This is a genomic window from Promicromonospora sp. CA-289599 (assembly GCF_050936155.1).
In the GTDB taxonomy this organism is placed as follows: domain Bacteria; phylum Actinomycetota; class Actinomycetes; order Actinomycetales; family Cellulomonadaceae; genus Promicromonospora.
The window spans coordinates 1,291,612-1,315,140 of record NZ_JBNJNI010000001.1 but is presented as its reverse complement, the minus strand read 5'-3'; the positions used below and the strand labels follow the sequence as shown (position 1 = coordinate 1,315,140).

The 23,529-nt window shown below is 66.8% G+C and carries 12 protein-coding genes; 6 read left to right on the top strand and 6 right to left on the bottom strand.

What is annotated here, in order from left to right; translation table 11 throughout:
• Positions 1–182 precede the first annotated feature (182 nt).
• Together ACQEVI_RS05820 and ACQEVI_RS05815 are read right to left on the bottom strand one after the other, a co-directional pair.
• Entirely contained in the window at positions 183–644 is a 462-nt protein-coding gene (locus ACQEVI_RS05820) for a hypothetical protein (RefSeq protein ID WP_432895624.1), read from the bottom strand.
• A 75-nt stretch (positions 645–719) separates the two neighbouring features.
• Positions 720–1,052: a hypothetical protein gene (locus ACQEVI_RS05815; RefSeq protein ID WP_432895622.1), complete on the bottom strand. Its 333-nt coding sequence runs from the start codon at positions 1,050–1,052 to the stop codon at positions 720–722.
• A 481-nt stretch (positions 1,053–1,533) separates the two neighbouring features.
• Here ACQEVI_RS05815 and ACQEVI_RS05810 point away from each other — a divergent pair, with 481 nt between their 5' ends.
• Positions 1,534–1,983, top strand: a complete 450-nt coding sequence (locus ACQEVI_RS05810; RefSeq protein ID WP_432895620.1) for a DUF488 domain-containing protein — start codon at positions 1,534–1,536, stop codon at positions 1,981–1,983.
• Here ACQEVI_RS05810 and ACQEVI_RS05805 read toward each other — a convergent pair.
• Complete coding sequence (locus ACQEVI_RS05805; RefSeq protein WP_432895618.1) at positions 1,980–2,774, bottom strand: hypothetical protein; 795 nt, start codon at positions 2,772–2,774, stop codon at positions 1,980–1,982. The genes ACQEVI_RS05810 and ACQEVI_RS05805 overlap by 4 nt on opposite strands.
• 509 nt (positions 2,775–3,283) lie before the next feature.
• Between ACQEVI_RS05805 and pglW the strand changes: the two genes are divergently transcribed.
• From pglW to pglZ, 4 genes are read left to right on the top strand one after another with little or no spacing between them, the layout of a single operon-like run.
• Entirely contained in the window at positions 3,284–7,450 is a 4,167-nt protein-coding gene (gene pglW, locus ACQEVI_RS05800; RefSeq protein WP_432895616.1) for a BREX system serine/threonine kinase PglW, read from the top strand.
• The gene (gene pglX, locus ACQEVI_RS05795; protein WP_432895614.1) at positions 7,447–11,178 is read left to right on the top strand and encodes a BREX-2 system adenine-specific DNA-methyltransferase PglX; all 3,732 of its coding nucleotides are present in this window, start codon (positions 7,447–7,449) and stop codon (positions 11,176–11,178) included. Before pglW ends, pglX begins: the two co-directional genes overlap by 4 nt.
• On the top strand, positions 11,178–14,999 hold the full coding sequence (locus ACQEVI_RS05790) for a DUF6079 family protein (RefSeq protein WP_432895612.1): 3,822 nt from the start codon (positions 11,178–11,180) through the stop codon (positions 14,997–14,999). Before pglX ends, ACQEVI_RS05790 begins: the two co-directional genes overlap by 1 nt.
• Entirely contained in the window at positions 14,996–17,677 is a 2,682-nt protein-coding gene (pglZ, locus tag ACQEVI_RS05785) for a BREX-2 system phosphatase PglZ (RefSeq protein WP_432895610.1), read from the top strand. Before ACQEVI_RS05790 ends, pglZ begins: the two co-directional genes overlap by 4 nt.
• 21 nt (positions 17,678–17,698) lie before the next feature.
• Here the strand turns inward: pglZ and ACQEVI_RS05780 are convergent, their stop codons facing one another.
• On the bottom strand, positions 17,699–17,833 hold the full coding sequence (locus ACQEVI_RS05780) for a hypothetical protein (protein ID WP_432895608.1): 135 nt from the start codon (positions 17,831–17,833) through the stop codon (positions 17,699–17,701).
• An 884-nt stretch (positions 17,834–18,717) separates the two neighbouring features.
• On the opposite strand from ACQEVI_RS05780, the gene ACQEVI_RS05775 reads away from it, so the two are divergent.
• Positions 18,718–20,328, top strand: coding sequence for a DUF6119 family protein (locus ACQEVI_RS05775; RefSeq protein WP_432895606.1), 1,611 nt, complete (start codon positions 18,718–18,720; stop codon positions 20,326–20,328).
• Positions 20,329–20,402: 74 nt separating this feature from the next.
• Here ACQEVI_RS05775 and ACQEVI_RS05770 read toward each other — a convergent pair whose 3' ends face one another.
• Both ACQEVI_RS05770 and ACQEVI_RS05765 read right to left on the bottom strand, forming a co-directional pair.
• Positions 20,403–21,047 (bottom strand): hypothetical protein, encoded by a 645-nt coding sequence (locus tag ACQEVI_RS05770; protein ID WP_432895604.1) that lies wholly within the window; start codon positions 21,045–21,047, stop codon positions 20,403–20,405.
• Positions 21,048–21,345: 298 nt separating this feature from the next.
• Positions 21,346–23,025, bottom strand: a complete 1,680-nt coding sequence (locus ACQEVI_RS05765; protein ID WP_432895602.1) for a DUF262 domain-containing protein — start codon at positions 23,023–23,025, stop codon at positions 21,346–21,348.
• Positions 23,026–23,529 lie beyond the last annotated feature (504 nt).

The window sequence follows — 23,529 nt, the reverse complement described above, 5'->3', positions numbered from 1 at the left end:
AGGCGGCTGTCGGTTCAAGTCCCACCGGACTGTCGTGGAAGCCGACATCTATCCGCAAGGTCTCTGGGACATTCTGGTCTCTCAGCATTACCTTGCTGGTCATCTTGAGCGGTTGACGACCTTCTTCGTTGACGCTGCCAACGCCGAGATGGGAGTGCTCGCCCGGATCGATCGATCGTCCGTCACTCTGCCTGTCGCGAGCCATCCAATGCTGTGTACCACCCGCTCTCATCGTCCTCGAAGTCGTCGTGGACGTCGGTGGGCCATTCGCCGAGTCCCGTCTTCGCCCGCCAGAGCTCGTCGAGCCGCGCTCGGGCCCATTGCAGTGTGAACACGTTGATCTCGATCCCGACCACGACGAGAATGGCGGCACGCGCCTCATAGTCAGCCGTGACAGTGAGCATCCAGTCCAGCGCCTCTGCGACGCCGTCGTACACGGTCCGCCCGTCTCGGGTGTCGATCATTTGGATCTCGTCGAGGTCGGCTGCGTCCAGCGTGTGGGCAGAGTCGAATTGCATGCACAGGTCCCAATAGGCATCCTGGCTCGCTGGCGGTGCGGACTCGCTCAGGTTCCAAAGCAATGTCCGGGTCGAGTTGTATCGCTCGTCGTACGCGATCGCGGTGGCCTCGTTCTTGGTCATCATGCTGCCTCTCTACCTTCGGGGTTCGGACTCAATGACCAGGTGAGCGGATGTCTCCAGGAAGCGGCCGGTTGACGATCACCGGGCGTTCGGTCTTTTCATGGTTCGGGCGGCCTCGGCGGCGCGGGCGAAGGCGTTGGTCTCGGCGAGCACCTCACGAAAGGTGTCCCAGTCCGTATCAGAGGCGGCCTCGGCGATGACCGTGGCGTCGTACTGGGTGGTCCAGCCCTTGAGGCCGGGCCAGATCGCGGCCCACTGCCGCAGGCTGGCCGACGGGACGCTGCGTCGCGTGCCGCCAGAACGGTCGCTGTCGTGGCCGTCAGCCTTGCTCCTGATGTTGTCTGAGGCGCGGTGGCGGTTCTCGTTCTTCTTGACCGTGGCCAGCAGTTCTTGGACGTCCTCAGAGGTCACGGGTGCCTGACGACGTTCGTCGAGCCCTCGACGAGCGGGCGCGTCATCGAAGAGCGCGCTACGGGGCTCGCCCGGGCAGCGGTGCATAGCCGCGCCGCATGGGTCCTGCGGACCGGGCTCCTCACTGCGGGGAGCGGCTCGACGGCGCCATCAGCCGAGCTCGTCACGGTGGCTGCCTACCGTGACAGGTACGGCATCAAGGGTTTCGATCCGCTCGGTCCGGTGCCAAACAACCGGCGCCATGGACACGACCGCGCCGCCGCCCGCAATGCCATCAGCAACGCCGGAAGAGTCGCCCAGTTTGCGCCCCCCTTCTCGGGCGACGTCTGTACCTTCGCCGCCGATGGCCTTGTGAGATCAGGACCGGACTCGCGGTTGCTCCGAGTGGTCAACTGGCAGCGGACAACGCAGCCACGATCTGCCTGAGGCGACCGCAGCCGGAGGTCTACCGTGTCGTCGTCATCGTGGGAGGATCGGGCGCATGGCCGATAACCGGGTGTCAGGACTGCATGGCTGGGGCTACGAAGGCCGCACGGTCGAAGATCTTCTCGACTACGTGCGTGAGACCAGTGCCCACACGGTCGTGGACGTCCGGCTCAACCCGGTTTCGCGCAAGCGCGGCTTCTCCAAGCGGGCCCTGACCGAGCAAGTTGAATCCGCTGGCATCGGCTACCTGCACCTCCGCGCCCTGGGCAACCCAGTCGACAACCGCGCCGGGTTCGCCGACCCCCAGTCCGACGCAGCGGCCGCGGCATACGACAGGTTCAACCAAGAGGTCATGCAAACGCCGGAGGCAGCGGAGGCAATAGACCGCATCGGTAGCCTGCTCGAGATGGGTCCGGTAGTCCTGGTCTGCTTCGAGGCCGACGGACGGTGCTGTCATCGCCGGCTCATCATCGAGGCGCTGGCCAAGGCCCTCATCAGCGTCTAGTCGAACAGCGTCGGCGCGGGTCGGGAGCCCTTCGGCGGCCAGAACAGGCCGAGCACGAGGAACGAGATCGGGTGCTGATGCTGGTTGCCGACGTAGAAGAGGGTCTCCCTGCCCGGTGCGCACATCTCGTCGAGAAATCTCTTCCTCTGTAGGTCCTTCGCCTCGGTAACGCTGTGGGTGCGCAGGTTGCGCCGGGCCAGTTGTCCAGACTCCCAGTCCACGATGGACTGTCGGTGACCGGGACAACTGAGCGCGGCACACCGATACCGGTAATGCACCAGGAACGGTGTGGCTTCCAGTAGCTCTCGCTCTGTTCCAAACAGGTCCACGTCGACAGGTTCGCCACTGTCGGCCTTGTAGTCCGGGTTCGTCTCGACGACCAGCCCACTGACATCCGCTGGGCGAATCAATCCCAGCGACGGTGCGTTCTGGCCGTGGGCGCGCGCCTCCTTTAGCAGCTCGCAGGTTGTTGTGGAGTCGGCCAATGGCTCCATGACCTGCCAGCGGTGTCGCCATCCGCTGCCCGTACCCACCACGGCTCCCAGCCGCAGCGAGTCAAGATCCGGCCTCCAGCTCTCGGGCCGCCGATCGGTCGACCCGCGCTGAGCACGCAGAGCAAGCACTTGGTACTTGTCGAACTGCTTGTCCGCCGGCAACGACCGGAACGACACCGGGAACAGCCGGACCCACTCCGGTTCTGGGCTGTCGAGCCGCAGGCCGGCGACGCACACAGACTCGCCGTACTTGTTCGACATCGCCGGATAGGCCTTGACCGTGGCCAGCACAACCATCGATTCCCATCCCGCCCTCGGCTCTGGCGGAACGACAGTCCGGGCCAACTCTCCTCGCAACGGATCCACAGGATGCCCCCTCGCTCGCACTTGCAGGCTAGCGGCGGGTAACGGCTTGGCCGAGGGTGAACTGTTTCAGGATGCGGTCGCGGTAGTCGAACCGGCGCTTCCGTCGCACTGCCACCCGCATGGATCGCGTCCCGCGGTGTGAGACCCAAAACTGGAGTAGTGCGTGGGACGACCGGACCAAGGCGGAGTGCTGTCGCCCGCTCGGTGGAAGTTGTCGAACCGCACACGGTCAACGGTTCGAGCCCCTTGCGCTGTCGACGGGCCCGTCGGTCCTCGGTGGTGAACCTCTACGAGACCTCACCCACGAGATCGCCGCGAGATCCTGTGGCCGGCGGTAGTGTTTTTCCTGGCCAAGAGTCTCTTCCGCAAGTTGTGGACGGCAGTGGGAGACTGGACGGCACTCCGACCACCACCCCTGATCCCTGTGAGGTTCCGCGTCGATGCTTCCTGACTCGCACTGGTTTGTTATGGGCGAGCCCGTGTCGCCGGCGGAGGCAGCGGCACTAGAGCGGTTTCGGGAGATCGTTCCGCACGACGGGATCAACACCGGCTGGGCGAACCTCACGTTTATCGACGAGAGCGGCCGCACGGCTGAGATCGATGTCCTGCTGCTGACTCGCTTCGGCTTCTACGTGGTGGAGCTCAAGGGTTGGCACGGCACGATCAGGGGTACAACGCAGACTTGGCGGCAGAACAAGCGTAAGCAGGAAAACCCATACCTGGTGACCGACCGCAAGGCCAAGAAGCTGCGATCGGTGCTGCGTCGCTACGCGAAGAACCCGGCTCAGGCCGAGGCGATCCCGTTCCACGAAGCGGTGGTGGTGCTCCACGGGGAGGGGAGTCAGGTCGACCTGCAGGGGCTGGCTCGCGCACACGTCTACTCCCTGGACGGCTACCAGGTCGAGGCACGTCCGGCTCTGCCGCAGGTGAGCGATATCTTCACCAGCGGCCGCCGCCCGGTCGTCGACCGGACCAGCTACAAGCAGATCCGCACCATTTGCGAAGCAGCCGACTTCCGCCCGCGCCCCAAGCAGCGGATGGTCGGCGACTTCATCGCGAGCGACTCCGACCCGATCGCCGAGGGGCCGGACTGGCAGGACGTCCGGGTCAATCACCCGGCCGTGCCGGACGTCCCGCGCCGCCTGCGGCTCTACGACGTCCCGCCGCGTGCGGCCGAGAGCGAGCGGAAGCGCATCGAGCAGCTTGCCCGGCGTGAGTACCAGCTCACTCTGGGCGTGGTGCACGAGCGGATCGCCGCCCCGAGCAACGTGTATATAACGGACGACGGTCCGGCGCTGGAGTTCGGCCATGACGACGCCGCCCAGCCCTTGGATTCCTACCTGCAGGACGAGGGTGCGGACCTGAGCTTCGACGAGCGGATGGCCCTGGTCACCCAGCTCGGGGAGACGCTGTCCTACGCGCACCGAAGGCACCTTATCCACCGGGCGCTGGCGCCGGCGCGGGTGTGGGCCACGCCGGTGCGCCGTGGGCTGCCCGACCTGGTCGTGCGCGACTGGTACTTCGCACACAAGGAGCGGTCGACGGACGCGACGACCCGATGGACTTCGGTCAACGCCGGTGCCGCGGACCTGGGGTCGGCAGGGCTTGACGGTCAGGTGTATCTCGCGCCCGAGGCCCGACAGGATGCGAAGGACGTGGCGGCGATCCCGCTGGACGTCTATGGGCTCGGCGCCCTGGCGTACTTGATCCTGACCGGCAAGGCGCCGGCGACGTCCCCCGCGGAGTTGGAGAACCAGCACCAGGCGGCCGGGTGCCTTGACCCGCGCACGGCCGCGCCTGGCATGCCGGACGCGGTGGCTGATGTCGTGGCGTGGGCGACGAGGACCATCGAGTCCGAGCGTCCGCCCACGATCGATGACACGCTCCAGATGCTCCGGGACGCGTGGGATGAGGTCCGCCGGCCTGATGGCGAGGACGCCGAGCCCACCCCGGTCGCGGATCCGGTGGACGCGCAGAAGGGTGACATCGTCGCCGACCGTTTCGTCGTGGTCGGCAGGCGCGGCGAAGGGTCCAGCGGCATAGCGCTCGGCGTACGCGACCACGACGCTGACGACGCGACCCCAGAACGTGTCCTGAAGGTCGCTCGGTCGGACACCGCTGTCCGATCTCTGCAGGCGGAGGCGGAGATCCTTCGGTCGCTCGACCACCGCCGGATCGTGCGCCTGGTCGAGGGCCCGCTCGACGTCGACGGCAGGACAGCGCTGCTCCTGTCCGACGCCGGGAGCACCACCCTCGCGCACCTCATCTCCACTGAGGGTCGGTGCAGCCTCGGTATGCTGGAGAGCCTCGGCGGTGACCTGCTGGATGCGGCGGCCTATCTCGACTCCCAGGGCCGGTTTCACCGGGACGTCAAGCCGGCGAACATCGGCGTCTCCAAGGACCCGCACAGCAAGCGCAGGTCGCTCGTGTTGTTCGATTTCTCCCTGTCGAACGAGCCGCTGGAGAAAGCCGAGTCGGGCACACCCGGCTACGCGGACCCCTACCTCGGCAAGGGCAAGCGACGGCGCTACGACCGCGCAGCCGAGCTGTGGAGCGTGTCCGCCACTCTGTACGAGATGGCGACCGGCGAACAGGTGTCGTGGACGGATGGCTTGCACCGACCTGTGACCAAGGGCGACAAGCCCGCTGTGGACCCCCGCTATTTCGAGGCGTCGGTCGCGACTCAGTTCACCGCGCTGTTCCGCCGCGCCCTGCATCCCGAGACGGGCAAGCGGTTCGGGAGCGTGGAGGAACTCGCTCAGGCGTGGAACGAGATCTTCGCCACCTTGGACGTAGGCAAGGAGGGCGCCGCCGCGAACGACGACCTCGCCGCACAGGCGGTGCTGGACACGCCGCTGGAACGGTCCGGTCTGTCGGCTCGGGCGATCTCGGGCGCCGAGCGGCTGAGCGCCGATGCAGACAAGCCGATCCGCACGGTCGGTGACCTGCTGGGTGTCCACGCGGTCGTTGTCAACACCATCCACGGGCTGGGGCAGCAGTACCGCAAGGAACTGCACCAGCGCCTCCGGCAGTGGCGTGAGCGGCTGAGCACGGACCAACAGCCTGAGGGTACTGATGCCAAGGGCGTGGAGGTGTTGGTACGGGACCTTCTGACGGACCTACCCAGCAGGGAAAGGACCGTCGTCGATCATGTCCTGGGTCTCGCCGAGCCCGGCCGGCCGGCCCTGTGGTGGCCGTCGACCAGCGACATCACCGAAGCGCTCGCTATCGACCGCAGCCTGGCGACGAGCGCGGTCGAGACCGCGGTCAAGGCATGGGGCGAAAGCTCGTCCCGGGCTCTGGATGCAGTGCGCGAGGAGGTGATCGCGCTCCTGTCCAGGTCGGGACGCGTCATGACAGTGCCCGAGCTGGTCGCGGCACTTCTCGGTACCCGCGGGTCGCTGCTGACTGGTGACGCCCGTCTGCGGCAAGCGTCCGCGCTGCTGCGTGCGGTCTACGAGCTGGATCTGCGGATGCCCGACAAGGCGCTGGACCTGCGGCGTCGTCGCTCGGACCGGGCTGACCTGATCGCGCTGACCGACAGCACGGACATCGACGGGACAGGCGACGAGTTCCCGCCGGCCGACTTGCTCACCGAGCTAGCGGGCGACCTGGGCCTGCGAGCGGACGACCTCGTGGCGCAGGGTGTGGTGCCGCTGGAGTCTGCCCGGCAGGCGCTGCGCGAGGTGGTCGACGATTCTCCCGGCGAGATGTACGGCCTCGTGATCGACGACGCCCGGCTGCTACACCTGGCCGCGGCGGCGAGCGAGAAGGCAGCGCTCTCAGGGTTCGACGAGCTCTATCCGCAGGACTTGCCCGCCCAGATAGCCGTCGAGTACGCAGTACGGGGCAAGCCCGGCCGTCGGATCAGTGCAGCCCACCTCCGGCGCAGCGCCGAGGCGCGTTTTGGCACGGTGCAGCTGCCGTCTTCTTCGCGCGGCCTGGACGAGCTCGTCGCGAACGTGCTGCCCGGGGTGGTGAACAACGACGGGGTCTACGAGATTGCCACGGCTACACGGTCCCGCTCGCACGGCGCCAGCAGCGGCACCCTGATGTCGGCGACCCCTGTCTCCGAGGTCACCGTCCAGCTCAAGGAGTCGCTGCGCGGCCGGTCCGGCCTCACCCTGTGCGTCCCGCCGCGCCGCTACGTGCGCGCCGCCGACACGTTGGAGAAGGCATTCGACGTCGAGCGACTCGACGTGGCCGACCTCGTGGTCACGGCCACCCGCGAGGTGGCTGCGTCGCACGGCATCGACTGGCAATTCGTGGTCGGCGTGGACGCCGGGCAGCGGCCGAGCGCCGACTGGACGAACCTGACCAGCCTGGTGCAGTCCGCCGTCCGCCCCCGCTGGGCGGAGCGGCTCAACGCCGAGAGCCCGCTCCTGGTCGTCAACCCGGGACCACTGGTCCGGTACGGGATGTCAGACCTGCTGGCTACGCTGCTCGACGTCGGCACCGCGCGGCCCGCGGCCCGTTGGCTCCTGGTCGCGATGCACGGCGACCATGCCGTGCCGATGCTGGAGGGCGATCCGGTGCCGCTCGGCCCAAGCCGGTGGATCACCTTGCCGTCAGACCTCTCGTCCTTGTCCACCGGAGCCTCCTCGTGATCGACTCGTCCGCACTTCTCACCGACCTCAAGACCCAGCTCAAGGCGTTGCGCGCAGACCTGACCGAACGTGCTGAGGATCGGGGCAACCCGTGGGGCGCGCGTCTGCGCGCCGAGCACGCCGACGCACGGGATCACGGTCGTACTGCGCGCACCTGGTCGGTCTGGCGGGAGGACGAGGTCGAGCAGGCCGCCGTCGGGTGGCTGGTCGCCACCGCGTTTCTTCGGTTCTGCGAGGACAACGACCTCCTCGCGGGGGCACGGGCCGACGGCGAGCCCGCGCCAGTCGGCTGGATCGTGGCACCCGCCAGCATGGTCACCGACGACGGCGTCAGGACCGACTACGACACGGCCGGGCTGGGTGATGCCCGGGTGGCTCGCGCCGAGGAGCACGTCACCAATTACTTCCGGGCCAACCCCACGCACAACCGGCGCCACTGGATCCAGCACGGGCTGCGTGTCCTGGCCGAACAGCCGACCGGGAAGGCCTTGGTCGACCCCGCTCACCATCCCGTGTGGACTGCCGAGATCAGTTCGGAGGCCGCCAACGCTTTGCTGCAGTTCTGGCGCCGCACGGACCGGGCCGGGACGCTCGTCCACGACTTCCACGACCCCGAGCTCAACACCCGTTTCCTGGGTGACCTCTATCAGGAGCTCTCCGACCACGCGAAGAGCACGTACGCGCTGCTGCAGACACCCGAGTTCGTCGAGGAGCTCATCCTCGACCGCACTCTGACGCCGGCCCTTCGAGAGACCAGCCTCGGGGACCTGCGGCTCATCGATCCCGCCTGCGGGTCTGGCCACTTCCTTCTCGGCGCGCTGGACCGGCTGATCAGTGCCTGGGCGGCCGAGGCGCCAGGGCTGGACGTCAAGGAACGGGTCCGGCGCGCCATGGACGCCATCCACGGTGTCGACATCAACCCGTTTGCCGTGGCCATCGCCCGGTTCCGGCTCACCGTCGCCGGGCTGCGCGCCATGGGTGAGGTCTCGCTCGTCGGTGTGCCGGAACTCGGCTACCACCTGGCGATCGGCGACTCCTTGCTCGGCGAGCAGGGACGGCAGGGCACCACCGACGAGTTGGCGGGCGATTGGCACGAAGGACAGCTCGACCTTGGCGACACGCTCACCGGACCCCTCGACGGAGATCCAGCCGGGAAGGTGGAGCCAAGCATCGCGTTCGCCTACGGCAACGAGGACCTGGCCGAGTACCACGGCATCCTCCAGCCGGGCCGATACCACGTCGTGGTCGGCAACCCGCCGTACATCACAGTGAAGGACAAAGCACTCAAAACGGCCTATCGCGACGCTTACAAGACCGCCCACCGGCAGTATGCGCTCAGTGTGCCGTTCATGGAGCTCTTCTTCCGGCTCGCGATCCGCGGCGAGCAGGGGCGGCCTGCCGGCCATGTCGGGCAGATCACCGCCAACTCCTTCATGAAGCGTGAGTTCGGCACCAAGCTCGTCGAGGACTTCTTCGCCGGCCACTACGCCAAGGACGGCCGCCCCGTCGACCTCACCCAGGTGATCGACACCTCCGGCGCCTTCATCCCCGGGCATGGGACCCCCACCGTCATCATCATCGGTCGCACCCGGCGCCGTGTCTCCGACACCGTCCGCGCCGTCCTTGGCGCACGCGGAGAACCCGGCCAGCCGGAGGACCCGGCCAAGGGGCGCGTCTGGACCGAGATCCGCGAGCACATCGACGACGACGAGTACGAGGGCACGTACATCACGGTGACGAGCCTGAAGCGAGACGTGCTCACGGAGCATCCGCTGTCGCTGTCCGCGGGACGGTTTGTCAAAGAAGCAGTCGAGTTGGCACCAACGCGGCTATTGGACATAGCCGACTCTATCGGTTTGCTAGCGGTGACGCGTGAGAACGAGGTGTACCTTCAAGGCAGGGCAACGATGCGTCGACGGGGAGTCGGGGACGAATACGGCCGTCCACTGATTACCGGGGTCGAGTTGCGTGACTGGCTCGCGGATCCTCAGGACTGGGTGATTGCGCCGTACGATAGAGATGGAATGCCAAGCGTCTCGCACCAACTGCGGGACGCACTATGGCCCTATAGGGTTTTGCTCTGGCTTCGTCGGGCCTTATCTGGCAATCAGAGAGAACAGGGTCTCGAGTGGTGGGAGTACTCGCAGCTGAATCGTGGGCGATTCCGTGCAGGCAGGTTGATTGCATTGCCGCTTGTAGCGACACATCCAAGCTTTGGATTTTTGCGAGATCAAGTAGTAGCAGTCCACTCAGCTCCCGTGATTAAACTGCCGGAAGGGGCGAGTGAGGAGCAGCATCTGGAGCTGCTGGGGGTGCTGAACTCGTCGACGGCGTGCCTGTGGCTGAAGCAGGTGAGCCACGACAAGGGCATTCGAGGCGAGGGCGGCGGCTTTACATCGGATGACTGGGAAAGGTTCTACGAGTTCACCGCCACCAAGCTCAACAAGTTCCCTCTACCCTCGGTCCTCCCACTTGCTCGGGCACGGTCGCTCGACGCCCTCGCCCGGGACCTCGCCTCGACTGCGCCCCGCGCCGTCGTCAAACGATGGCTCGCGGACCGCGAGGGCCCGTCGTTGGCTGCAGCGCTGCGGGACGCCGAGCAGCGGTGGCTGGGCATCCGTGCGGCGATGATCTGGCAGCAGGAAGAGCTTGACTGGGAGGTGTACCGACTCTACGGCCTGATCGACGAGGACCTAGCGGCGCCGTCGACCGAACTGGGCTCGCTCGCCTTGGGTGAGCGAGCGTTCGAGATCGTCTTGGCCCGTGAGGTGGCGGCAGGGACCGAGGAGACCGTGTGGTTCGCGCGCCATAGCTCGACGCCGATGACGGAGATCCCCGAGCGCTTCGCGCCCGACCACCGCACACGGATGCAGCGTCGCCTCGACCTGATCAAGCAGGATCCGGCGATCCGCCTCCTGGAGCGCCCGGAGAACAAGCGACGCTGGGCCACGGAGCCGTGGGCGAAGCAGCAGTCGGCCGGGTTGCGTGAGGCGATCCTGGACCGTCTGGAGGAGCCGGGCCTATGGCAGGATGAGCAGGGGCCAGTTACCCGAAGCGTCGCTGAGCTCGCGGGCCTGCTGCGCAACGACCAGGTGCTGCGGGAGATGTGCCGGGTCCTGAGCGGGCTTGCGGACCCGGACCTGGCGAGCGTGCTAGGCCCGCTCGCAGTGGACGAGGCGATCCCGTACCTCGCGGCGTATCGGTACAAGCCGGCGGGCCTGGAGAAGTTCCGCGAGTGGCAGCGGGTGTGGGACCTGCAGCGGCGCGAGGACGCGGGGGAGAAGGTCGTCATCGATACGCCGCCACGCTACGTGACGGGCGACTTCCGCAAGAATGCATACTGGAGCGCACGCGGCGCCCTGGACGTGCCGAAGGAGCGATTCATCCTGTACCCCGAGACCGACCACGACGGGGATGCCTCTGTGGTGCTCGGCTGGGCCGGCTGGAACCACCGTGACCAGGCGTTGGCCCTGGCTCGCGAGGCTCACCACCAGCAGGATCGGGCCATCTCGGACGAGGCTCTGACACCGCTGGTCGCTGGCCTGGTGGAGCTGGAGCCCTGGCTGCGGCAGTGGCATGGCGAGATCGAGGCGGAGTTCGGTATCAGTGCGGCGGACGCCGTTGGGCAGGAGATCGACGGACATCTCGCGGGGCTCGGAATGACGCGGGAGCAGGTGTCCGCATGGGTGCCGACGGCGCGGAAGCGTGGAAGGAAGGCTGCGAGCTGATGAGTGACGTGTCCCTGCCGCTGCGGGAGGTCATCGACATCCCGACCGAGGTGTTTGTCGACGACTTCGTGATGCGTCTGCACCAGGGTGTACCGGCCGCGGAGCGTACGCTGGCCGACTATGTGGTGACCGAGTCGATCGCGGAGGCGTTCGACCAAGGGCTGAGCCTGGTCGGTGCGGCGCTGTCCAGCGGGACGTCCAAGGGTGCGTTCATCCACGGGTCGTTCGGTGCCGGTAAGTCGCACTACATGGCGGTGATGCACCTCCTGCTGACAGGTAACGCCACGGCGCGTGCGCTGAAAGATCTGCAGGGTCCGGTGCAGAAGCACCTAGGCGTGCTGGACCGCAACCTGTTGGCGATCGACTACCACCTGCTCACGGCGACATCGATCGAGGAGGCGCTGTTCGGCGGGTACCTGAGCACGGTCAAGGAACGTCACCCGGACCAGGCGTCGCCGGTGCTGCACCGGTCCGAGGCGCTGCTGGAGGATGCCGACCGGATGCGCGCCCGGCTGGGGGACGAGAAGTTCTTCGAGCCCTTCGGCGAGGGAGCGTCTGGTGCCGCCGGGGGCTGGGGAACCTTCGCTGGGCCCATCACGCCTGACCAGTACGACGCAGCTCGTCACCTGTCAGAGTCGGACTCGGCCCGCCAGCGGCTTGTCGCCGAACTGATCCGGGTGCATTTCCAGTCCTACGAGTCGACGGGGACGTGGCTGGACATGTCCTCCGGCCTGCGGGCCATGACCGAGCACGCGAAGGGACTCGGCTACGAGGGGATCGTGCTGTTCCTCGACGAGCTGGTGCTATGGCTGGCCGGGCACCTGCGCGACAGCACGTTCCTGCAGTCCGAGACGTCGAAGGTGGCCAAGCTGGTCGAGACGGGTACCGGGCTGCTGGCAGTGCCGGTGGTCTCGTTCGTGGCGCGGCAGCGTGACCTAAAGGACTTCGTGGGCGGCGGGTCCGTCGGCGCCGAGCAGGTCGCGATCGGTGACAGCTTCCAGTGGTGGGAGGACCGGTTCGACAAGATCACACTGGCCGCCGCCGACCTGCCACAGATCGTGCATAGGCGACTCCTGCAGCCAGTCAGCGAGGAGGCCCGCGCCGCGCTGCAGGGCGCACTGGCGAAGGTCCGGGCGAATCGGGGATCGTTCGCCCACCTCCTGACCGACGAGGCGAACTCCACCGCGGTGGACTTCGAGCTGGTGTACCCGTTCTCACCCGCTCTCGTGGACGCGATGATCGGGCTGTCGACCGTGATGCAGCGCGAGCGTACCGCGCTGAAGATCATGAGCCAGCTGCTCTCCGACGGCCGGGACGAACTGACGGTGGGCGACGTGATCGGCGCGGGCGACCTGGCCGACGCTGCGGTGCTGGACGGAACCAATCCGCAGAGCGCGGCGATGAAGCAGCAGTTCGATGCCGCACGGGCCTTCTACGGCAACAAGATGCGCCCCTACTTGCTGGACAAGCATGGCTTGACCGACGCCGAGGCGAAGCGGGCGCCCAGGGACAGCGCGTTCCGTCGCGAGGACCGCCTGGCAAAGACCCTGCTGATCGCTGCGCTCGTACCCGAGGCGCGATCGCTGCGGAACCTGACCGCCTCGAAGCTGGCCGCACTGAACTTCGGGTCGGTCCGCTCGATGCTTGCCGCCAATGAGGGCGCGACGGTCGCGGCGATGGCCCGCGGATGGGCTGCCGAGTTCAGCGAGGTCACGGTCGGCCCGCAGACGAAGGATCCGGTCATCAGCCTCCAGCTGTCCGGCGTGGACTTCGACGCGTTGCTCGTCTCGGTCCAGAACGAGGACACGGACGCGAGCCGAGTCCGGTTGTTGTGCAGCATGCTCGCCGTAGAGATCGGCGCGGTCCGGGCTGAGGGCCAGATGGGACGCGACCACGTGCTGCATCACGTGTGGCGGGGGCAGCGGCGCGAGGTCGACGTGTTCTTCGGCAATATCCGTGACGAGACGAGCCTGCCCCGCGAGTCGATCCTCGCAGCGGACGGCCTGTGGCGGCTGGTCATAGACGTTCCGTTCGATCCGGAAGGGCGCGGACCGGCTGACGACCTGCTGCGCGTCGAGACCCTGCGGCAGGAGGAGCGCGCGAGCGAGACGATCACGTGGATACCGCAGTTCTTCACCCACGCGCGAATGGAGGACGTGGGCAAGCTCGTGTCGCTGGAGCACCTGTTGCGGCCGCAGTGGTTCGACCAGTACGCGACCGAGCTGCCGTCCGGCGAGCGAGAGATGGCCAGGCGGCAGCTGACAAACCGGCGGGACGCGCTGCGTGAGCAGATTCGCACCGCGCTGCGGCAGGCGTACGGCATAGACAAGGCGACCGAGGACAACGTGGCCGACATGTCGCCGGCCCACCACGTCTTCCATACCCTCGCCCGGGTCTTCACGCCGAACAAGCCCTCGGCGGCCACTTTCCGGGAAGCGGCCGCACGGGTGCTCGGCGACGCTCTGACGGCTTCACATCCCGACCACCCGGACGTGGCCGACGGGCACGAGGAGGTCCGGCGCCCCGAGCTGCAGACCGTGCTGGACCTTGCCCGCGAGGCGATGGAGTCCGGGGGACGCATCGAGGCCCTCGACCGGCAGCGTGCGAACAAGGTGCGTCGCGTAGTGGCCGGCTACGGCGTCGGAGCTCTGAACGAGACTACCTATGTGCTCGCACCGGCGCATTTCCGGTGGAACGACACGTTCACCAAGATTAGCCGGACCGGGACGGTGACGGTCGGGAAGCTGCGGCACGAGCTGGTTAGCCTGGGCATGACGCAGGAGGCGCAGGACATGCTCGTGCTGGCCTGGACCGCGATGACCGATCGCCAGATGCTTCGCGGTGGCACTGTGCTGTCGCCTCTTCCCGACGTCGGGGGCCTCGCGCCTGACGTCACGCTGGTCGAACCGCTGCTTCCGAGCCAGGCGGACTGGACGGCGGCGCTGACTACGGGCAAGGCCCTGTTCGGGCTCGGCGCGAATGAGCACCACCTGTCGTCGGCCGCAGTGCAGCGGGTTGGTCGGGCGGTCCGGGAGCGGGCACGGCAGGTCCAGCCCGAGGCGGCGGCGCTGGTCGCCGCGCTCGCCGCGCACCGTGAGGCGCTCGGTCTCGAGGAGACCTCCGCCCGGTTGCGCACGGCACGGGAGGCTTTCGATCTCACGACCGAGCTGACGGACGTGCGGGACGAAGCGGGTGCCGTCGCGGTGCTGGCCGCATTCGACCTGCCGGACGAACCCGGTGCGCTGGCCCGTTCGATCGGCTCGGCGAGGAAGGTCGCGCACGATCTCGATGATGCGAACTGGGAGCTGATCGGGCAACTTCCGGATCTGGAGGACGAAAGTGCAGCCGTTGCGGTCACCCGTCTGAGGGAAGCGGCAGCGAACGAGCAGCTGCATGTTGACATCAAGCCTGTGCTGGACGCAACGGTACGCGATGCCACGGCCATCCTGGTCGCTCGCCGGCCCGCAGCGGCGGCACGAGCCTCGGCCGCAGGGACCGCGACCGTCACACGGGAGCAGCACGAGCAGCGGCGAGCCGAGCAGGCAGCACGCGAGGCGCAGCGGGCGCTCGCCGAGGAACGCCGCAGGGCTGAGCAGGACCGCCGCCAGGCAGCCGAAGAGCGCACCGAGCTAGAGCGGCTCCGGGCCGCCGCGGCTGAACGTGACCGGCGCGAGGAGGAGGTCCGGGAGCAGGTCGGGCAGGAAGCTCGGGTCGTGCTGACCAATGCACGAGCCATCGAGCAGCTGGGACGCGACCTGGTCGACGCGATTAAGTCCCCGGTCCACGGCAAGAAGCTCACCGTCATCTGGCGGTGGGAGTGAGCCCGCTGCGGGCCGTCGTGGCCTCCCCGGCGATGGTGCGGCAGAAGGCTGCCGACCTGCTCGACGCTGACGAGCAGGTTCTGCTCCTGCGCGCCCGGCCCGAGTGGCCGCACCCTGATATCGAGGCCGGCGGGACCACAGTGCGCGTCATTCTTGGTATCTCCCAGCTGGGGATTCTGGATGCCATCGCGGGATTGAAGGACGGAGAGAACGCCGTCGTCCTGACCGACAGGACAGAGCGGGACCTCGGCGATGCGGTCTTGTCCCGTGCTTGGCAGCAGCGCCTGCACCTGCCAGACGAATGGGCTGCAGTCCCGCGGCTCTTCCCCGGAGCGCGCGAGGTGAGCAACGAGCTGCGGCGCCTGGACTGGGCGGCGACCGCGTTGCTGGACCACCAGCCGTCCGGCGGCTGGCCTCGGTCACGAGAAACCGCGGTGACCGCCCGGCATGCCATGGGAGCACTGCTCGGGCAGGTCCTCGGGCTCGGGGCCACCTACGAGCCCGACCCGGTGATGCTCGCAGCCGACCTGGGTGCACCCCCCATCCGCGCGGCATGGGCCGCCACGGACGAGGCCCTGCGCAAGCGCCTGATCGCCTGGGCTAGGGCTGGCATCGGTGAGGCGGCCGTGCTCGCGCTGCAGGTGGCCCAGCAGCAGGAGCATGTCACCCCGTTGGCGGTGGGGCTGGCGCTCGACGTGCTCTGGGACGAGCAGGATGTCGCGCCGGTCGAGCACCAGATCGCGGCCCGGGTACGCATGGAGAGGTACATCGACCGTACGTCGGTGACAGCGCCCGTCGCCCGCGCGGGAGCGGACGTGGCCCGCGCGGCGATCATGCGGCTTGATGCCGCGGGCCCGAACAACACGTCCCGGGTCGCGATCCGACAGGCCGAGGCCCTGCTGGACGACGTGGGCTGGGGCGAGGGTGCGAGCCGTTCCATATTCTTGCGTGCCGGGCTGCGAATGCGACTACGTGCCCTGGGCAAGGCTCTCGACTCCGGCACGGGGGTCGAGGATGCCCTGCACGACGTGATCGAGCACCACGACACCAGCGAGCACGAGTCCGCACTCAACGCAGTCCGCCTTGCCCGCTGGCTCGCGACCGAGGAGCAGCCGACCGAGCACCTCGCCGCAGACGTCCAACGACAGATGACCGACGGTGCATGGGTCGACTCAGCGATGGGCGCTGTCCGCTCCCACGATCCTGAGGTGGCTGCCGCGTACGGGCGGCTGATCGGCCGGGTGCGGGAGCGACGCAGCACCCGCGATGCGGCCGCCGCCGTCCGGCTCGGTGAGGTCACGTCGACCACGTCGGGACGCGAGACGCTCGGCGTGATCGCCCTTGGCATCGAGGGTGTGCTCGAGGGCGTGGTCAAGCCGTGGCGTGCACGGTCCCGGGTACTGATCGTGGTGCTGGATGGGATGAGCGCCGCGATCGCAACCCGCCTGGCAGGCGAGATTTCACGGCTCGGCCTGGTCGAGTGGACCCCGGTCTCCGCGCACGGGCGCCTCGGTGTGGTCGCCGCACTACCGACGGTCACCGGTGTGTCACGTACCTCGCTGTTCTCCGGCAAGATCTGCTCCGGTGACGCCGCCGACGAGCGCCGAGCGCTCTCGCAGGCTTTCAGGAGCGCGCGCACGTTCGTCAAACGAGACCTGCGGGGGCAGGCTGGTGCAGCGCTGCCGAACGACGTCGTCGATGCGATCGCCAGCGCGCGGGTTCCGGTGGTCGGCGCCGTAATCAACGCGATCGACGACACGATGCACAAGAACGACGTCTCGGACCAGGACTGGACGTTGGAGCGGCTCACGCCGCTGCGGGCCCTGCTCGACGCTGCGACGAACGCTGGACGGGTGGTTGTCTTGACCTCCGACCACGGGCATGTCGTCGAACGCGACAGCACCCCGCTCAATGCCGTGGACGCCGAGCCGAGGTGGCGGCCGGCAGAGACTGGGCCTACCCGACCCGGTGAAGTCGAGGTACGCGGCCCACGCGTCGCGACGCCGTCGGGAGAGGTCGTCCTGCTGTGGCGCGAAGACCTCCGTTACGGTCCCGTCCGGGCTGGATACCACGGCGGGGCAAGCCTGGCCGAGCTGACGGTGCCCGTCCTTGTCTTCCAGTCAGCAATGGAACGCAAGGGGATCGACGGCTGGGAACCAGCGACACCCTCCGTCCCCAGATGGTGGCACGACCCGGTCGAGCCCGGCGCCGCCATGCCCGCCTCAGACGCGAGCCCGAGCGATCCGGCGAAGCCGAAGCGTAGGGCTATGTCTGAGGTTGACGGCACCGGCCAGGGTGCCTTGTTCGAAGAGGCAGAGGTGAGGTATGAATCGGTGCCGAGCACCGGGCAAGGGGCGCTGCCCGGTAAGAGCCCCGGGTGGATCGACGCATTACTGGCCTCCCGTGCATACACCGACTGGAAGGCGCTGGTGAAGACTGAGGTCACGGACGCCGTCGTCGGCGACGTGCTCGGCTGCCTGGCCACTCGCAACGGGAGGGCGCATCGCGACACGGTTGCTGCTGCCGCAGGTATCGCTGCATCGGAGCTCAGTGTCACAATCACGGCAGTCGGACGCACCCTCAACATCGACGGCTACGCAGTCCTGGCCCTCGATGACGGCGGAACCACCGTACGGCTCGACGAAGGACTGCTCCGTGACCAGTTCGGGATCGGCTGACCGAGACCAATCAGCGTCATCTCAGCCGAACTCCGCGAACCGCTCCAGGAGGACGTAGTCGGTGTCCGCCTCGACCGCGACCCAGAGCTCCAGCGCGGGTGTCGCGGGACCCCCCCGCCGTCGTTGGTCGTCCTGCGCGCCCCACGGTCTGCCCACCGAAGGGTTCTCGCTCGTGCCGTCCGGGTCGGGTGTGTAGCGCCAGCGCGCGGCGCGGTGGATCCGTGCGACCTCGCCCAGGTACCAGATCGCGCCCTGCGCGAGGTCGTCTTCGATCTAGGCGTCCAGGGCCTCCGCGGACGGGATTCGCATCCGGACCACCTGCGCGAGCGGAACCAGCGACGCCGGGGCAGTAGGCCCAGGCCGGTGGCGTTCGCGGCCCGGGAACGGCCGTATCGTGCGGGGTCAGAGTACCTTTCCCGTGCCTTGACTCACCTCACCCACGAAGGATCGAGGCTAGTCCATCCAGACCCTCGCCGACCGTGCGACCCGCTCGGCACCAGCCCGCGCTGAGACGACGAGCCACTGTGGTCGGCGCGCCGCTGCATGTGCGCTGGCGTCTGCTGCGGCACGAAAGGGGCTGACAACGAGCACCGGCTCAAGCCCCTGGCCCGCAGGATGTTCGGGCAGGGCATCGCCGTCGGTACCCGCCACGTCTCCGAAGGGTAGAAAGCCCTCTCGTCACCCTGGTCGTTGGCGCCCAAGGCGCACGGTCCTGGGCCGCATCTCGACCGAACCTGATGAACGTCGCCATCTCCGCGCCAAGCACAGGCTCTATGTCGTCTGCAATCGCGAGACCTGGATAGGCTGCCGCACTTCGAGGTCTTCGCGGCGAGGCTGGCCGTCTCTACAAGTACGCCAACGGTCCAGCTGAACGGGCAGCAGCCGCAGGGCGAATCCGCCGGCGGCGGGACGGCACGCGCACCGAGTCCTCGACCGGCCGCGAGGCGTGAGCGCGGTCAATCCGCCCGGGGGACGTATCGAAGGGGTGATCTTCATTGCTAGCGTTTGCGCCGATTGCCCGGCTTGTTCACGATCGACTGATGCCCCGCGAAAGGTCGAACACGACCCCCAGAACGCTCTACCGTCTCGTCGACCTCCCGGACTTGCATGCCGCGGTCCGGGACCGCTACACCGACGATCTCGAGTTCGAGACGACCACGGTCACCGTCGGTGACCGTGAAGGCCTTCTTGTCTTTGGCGTGATGGCCACACCAGAGGCGAAATGGGCCCAGGACGTGCACAGCCTGACCCAGGTCGTGACGCCGATCGGAAACATCACGGCCGCGGCGGCGCTGCTCATCCGTCGCGGTGAAGATGGTGCCTGGGCCTTGACGTTCGGGATGGGTTTCCAACTGATTGACCAGTCATATGTCGATGCGAGCTTTGGCCAGCGAGTCGCGATCCGAGTCGCGGACCCTGGAAAGATCTCCTCCGTGACCCGCAGCGCTGTCGATTCTCGGGCCCAAGTCGCGCGCGTGACCGTCCCCAACGGTGACGGTCTCAACGGCTTCGGGTTCGAGGCGTTCGGCGAGATGGCGACGAGGCTCGTCGCCCGGGGAACTTCGGCGGGACTCAGTGCGAAGAAGGACGTGATTGCAGTCCGAGGTGCCGACGCGCTGAATATCCCGCTGGGACGCACGCCGGCCGAATTGCTCTCGGATTTGGACCACATCGAGATGATCCTGACGCAGCAACCGCCGATCGGTCTGGGGGTTCTGGAGCAACTCGTCCCGATTAGCAAGCCCAGGACCTTGGTGCGCGAGCTGGAGGATCTGTTGGCCGCAGCGCTCGCCGGTCCGGAGGGCAAGCAGCTTGGTCTGGCGTGGCCGTTCGAGCAGATTGGCGACAACGAGCCGCCGACGCACTTCAAGCTTGTCGGTGGTGGGTCTCGGAAGGGCATCCGGGAAGGGCTGCCGCTCCTCGATGACCTCATCACGCCGTTGAAGCAGACCAGAGACCCTGTCGCGAAACTCAAGGGGATGTCTGTCCAGCTCTTCAGCGGAGACGAGGACGCGATCAGTGCGCAGATCGCGGCACGTAAGTGGCTCGCGTTCGAGACAGGTCTGAACGGGAAGCGGTATTGCTTCTTTGGCGGGCGGTGGTTCCAGATGGACGCCCGGTACGCAGAGCGACTTCTGGAGCTGGCGGAGAGCATCTTCCGTAAGCAACTCGATCCGCCGTTGCCACCGTGGACGCAGCAATTCAAGGAGGAGAAGGACTACAACCAGTACCTTGCATCGCAGCTCGGTGGCCTGTGCCTGGACCGAAAGCTCGTAATGACGGACGCGCACCCCAGAGGCTTCGAGGCATGTGACGTACTGCTGGACGACGGCACCCTGGTCCACGTTAAGAAGTTCGTCACGTCAGCGCCAGCGAGCCACCTGTTTGCTCAGGCCTACGTCTCCACCGACTCGCTCGTTCGCGATGAGCAGGCGTTGTCGGCGCTCCGGAGGAAGGTCGAGAGCCTCGGCGGCGACCCGACGTGGGTCAAAGACCGCCCTCCTCGTGTCGTGCTCGCTATGGCGCGCGAGAAGCCTGTGACGGCACGTGAACTGTTCACGTTCTCGCGAGTTAACTTGGTGCGAGCGGCTCAGGACATTGAGAGCCGCAACGTCCCCCTGTTCGTAGCGCCGATCGCTGTCACACGATGACGGCTGGATCGCTCGCCTCTCAGGGACGCAGCTCACGCGCGAACCGCGTGATCGTGCTGTCGGTGGGCCGCAGGTCAGTGGGGCCCGGGTGAGTCTTCGGATGAGCTGGAACCGCTTTGCGGGCTGCCAGGTTCTGGGGCGTCGATTCCAAGCTCGGGGGCAACGGGGCTCGCCTGCTCTTCCACCTTTTTTGCGGAATCGAGAGTTCGAAGCTCAACTGGCTCTCGCTTTGCCAGTTTGTCGCGCCACTTTGCTGTAGCCGGCCTCATCTTGGTGTGGTAGAAGGCCTTGACATGGGGAGCGACGAGGATCGCTCCTACGAGGGTTCCCGCGATGGCCAACTCTCTCCAGCCGAACTGAGCGCCGTCGCCGTCGCTCCTGTCATCCAGAAACGGCTCGTAATCCAAGGTGGGGGCTTGGAAAACGCTCTCTATGGGAGCATCTCGTGCCGTGGCACCGCCCAGGTCCGATCCCATGTCGGTTTGGAGTGCGGCAATGGTCGCGTCATTCCAAGTACGAGTTTCCCAGCTCCGGTTGTAGTGGGCGTAACCGCCTGTGCCTCGCGAGTGGTACTGCTCTTCTGCGTACTGCGAACCCTTGTCGGTGAGCCTGTAGGCGCCAGGTTCGCCTTCCAAGTAGCCATGCTGCTTAAAGAGCTCGTTCATTTCGCGTGCCGTTCGGCCGAACTCGAAGCCCAGTACACTCGCTGACTTTCCCATCGTCTACCGCCTTCCGGAGCCTGTGGCTCCAAAGAACTGGATGGACCCTACCTCGGGTGTTCGGGCTGGCAGTTGGTCGGACTCGATCGAATCGCCGTGGCTTCGCGGTGGGTCTGTTCCCAGACTCGAGCGAGCTTGTGGAAGGTGCGTGAACCGCCGGGGGATTAGCGGAGGGTTCCTTTGACTTGGCGGAAGGTTCGTGTGAGTTCCATGAACTGGGCACGACCGCCAAACCCGATCAATCGGGAAACCACGGCTCGCCGTCCTGAAGCCACTGCTCACCTCTGTGTAGATTCGGTCAGAGTTGCCACTCCGCCACGAGCAGCGCAACGAGCTTCTTCTGGCGCTCTTCAAGCTCGGTCGGCGTCCAAGTCGGGTGGTTGAGGACCTGGAGTGTCAAGGCGAAGATCGCCGCGCCGCGCCCGCTCTTGAAGTACTTCTCCTTCTTCAGGACGAAGTCGAAGTTCTGGGCCTCACTGTTCTTGGTGCGGTTGAGAAGGACGAGGTTCCCGAGCCGATGTGTCCATCGTGCCCGGTCGTCGTCGGAGAACCCCCTCGCCCAGATGCTCTCGGGCTTCGGGTTCTGCGGCAGAACGTGCTCCACCGTGATGATCTTGTGGGAGTACGAGGCTCCAGGGTCCTGGGCGATCATCGAGTCCAGCCGGAGGAGGACGTACTTCCGGACCGGCTTGACGAGATAGATCTCACCATCGAGCCGAGCTCGTGTCTCTGCCTTCTCGTCATCGGTGAGCTCGAAGGCTGGAGCAGCAAGGCCCGCGCCATCGTCAAGCTGGCGCAAGAGGTCGAGGTAGCGGGCCTGGCGCGGAGTTGTGTAGACGCGGCGCAACAGGAAACTGGCCGCGAGGCGTTCAAGCCGCTTGAGGAACGCGGCGAGGAAGTCGCCATCGTCTTTGTGGCTCTTCAGAGCCCAGAGTGCGACGGGCCGCCAATCGTCGTTGTCGATCTGGGACAGCCGGTCAAGCCAGGTGTTGACTTTGGCCCACGGTCCAATGGCATCGAAGTCTCTGTTGACCAGGCGCTGGTCGGCGGTCGCGAATGGCTCGAGAACATCGTCGACGAACTGCTTCCCCTTAGCCGGAAGGTACGGCTTCAGGACCTGCTCGGGGAACTCAATGAGCAGACTGCGCTCGACCCGCGTCTTGCTGACGATCAGCCGCAAGTACAGGAACAAGTCTCCGAACTCGTCGCGTCCGAGCTCTTCCTCAAGGTCCTCCCAGGTCTTGGCGTATTCGGCCCGTTCCTCGTCGGACGGGATCGCACCGACTACCCGCGCCTTGAAGATGTCCGGCGGCGTCAGGGGGAGCCCGCGGGCGTTCATGACACTGAAGATCCGGTAGGCGCTATTGAGGTCGGGCGTGCTGACCGTCACCAGGAACGTGCGCGCGCCCAGGGTCTTGAACAGGTCCTGAACGCGATCCGACGGCCACTTGACGAGCACCTCGCTCAGTGCGCGAGCGTTGTCCCTAATCGCGCGCTGCGCGTCGGTAGTCACTGACTGGTCACTGAGATCGACCAGTGTGGTCGTGGCGTCAATGGTCTGGATGTACTTGCGGAAGAACGCAGCATCCTTCTCACGCAGCCTCAGGCGCGGTCGAGCTGGCTTGTCCGCCCACCCAACTGCGGGCTCCTCCACGAGCTTGTGGATGTCCCTGCTCAGCTCGGGCTCGGTTACCAGATCGCGCATCACGGCCAGGAGGATGGTGAGCGTCGTTAGGCGCTGCTGGCCGTCCACGACCTCCGCAATGGGGCCGCCGTCGGCCTGGATGAGTACGACGGACCCGAGGAAGTACGGCTCGTCGGTATCACGTTCCAACGCAGCCGTGAGGTCGTCGAGAAGTTGCAGCGACTGCTCGCGCCCCCAGGCATACGGGCGCTGGTAATCCGGGATATGGAACTCGAAGTCCTCCGAGAAGAGCCTTCCGAGTTGGATTTCGCTGGCATCGATCGACTTCGACATACCGTGTGCTCCGCTCCCGTGCGTCCCGGACTCCCGGCTCGCCTGTGATGCTTCCCGAGGGCTGCGATCCTCGCAAGGAGCAGTGGGGTGAACTGTCTTGCGGGAAACGCTCGGGCACTTCATGCAAGTCGAGGTCGTGCAGGATCTGAGCACCCCTACAGCCCGGAGGTCCGAGCGGAGAAGTAGATTGACGTCCGACTTGGCGGCACGGCGCGCACGCTGAGGACGCGGGACGTAAGGCAAGGTGATATCGATGGGCCGGTAAGTCGATGCCATGCCGGTATGCCGAGAACGGAGCGAGAGATGGCATGCGCCGACTCGCAGCCGACTCGATTCGTAGGTGGGCGTCGGCACCTGGTCCGGAGTGGCACGCAGCAGGCACGCCACGCCTGGGCTAACCTAGAAACCGCAGAATTCCAACGATTCACCCCTCCAAAGCCACATGATCAACTTCTAGTTGATCGCTCGGCCGCCTTTGGGCGGTCAGCCTCGTCGCGTGCTGGG

Coding starts and splice junctions, on each gene's coding strand:
- ACQEVI_RS05790 (WP_432895612.1), top strand. CDS start 11,178: ATGAGTGACGTGTCCCTGCCGCTGCGGGAGGTCATCGACATCCCGACC.
- pglW (WP_432895616.1), top strand. CDS start 3,284: ATGCTTCCTGACTCGCACTGGTTTGTTATGGGCGAGCCCGTGTCGCCG.
- ACQEVI_RS05805 (WP_432895618.1), bottom strand. CDS start 2,774: ATGGTTGTGCTGGCCACGGTCAAGGCCTATCCGGCGATGTCGAACAAG.
- ACQEVI_RS05810 (WP_432895620.1), top strand. CDS start 1,534: ATGGCCGATAACCGGGTGTCAGGACTGCATGGCTGGGGCTACGAAGGC.
- ACQEVI_RS05820 (WP_432895624.1), bottom strand. CDS start 644: ATGATGACCAAGAACGAGGCCACCGCGATCGCGTACGACGAGCGATAC.
- ACQEVI_RS05765 (WP_432895602.1), bottom strand. CDS start 23,025: ATGTCGAAGTCGATCGATGCCAGCGAAATCCAACTCGGAAGGCTCTTC.
- ACQEVI_RS05770 (WP_432895604.1), bottom strand. CDS start 21,047: ATGGGAAAGTCAGCGAGTGTACTGGGCTTCGAGTTCGGCCGAACGGCA.
- ACQEVI_RS05775 (WP_432895606.1), top strand. CDS start 18,718: ATGCCCCGCGAAAGGTCGAACACGACCCCCAGAACGCTCTACCGTCTC.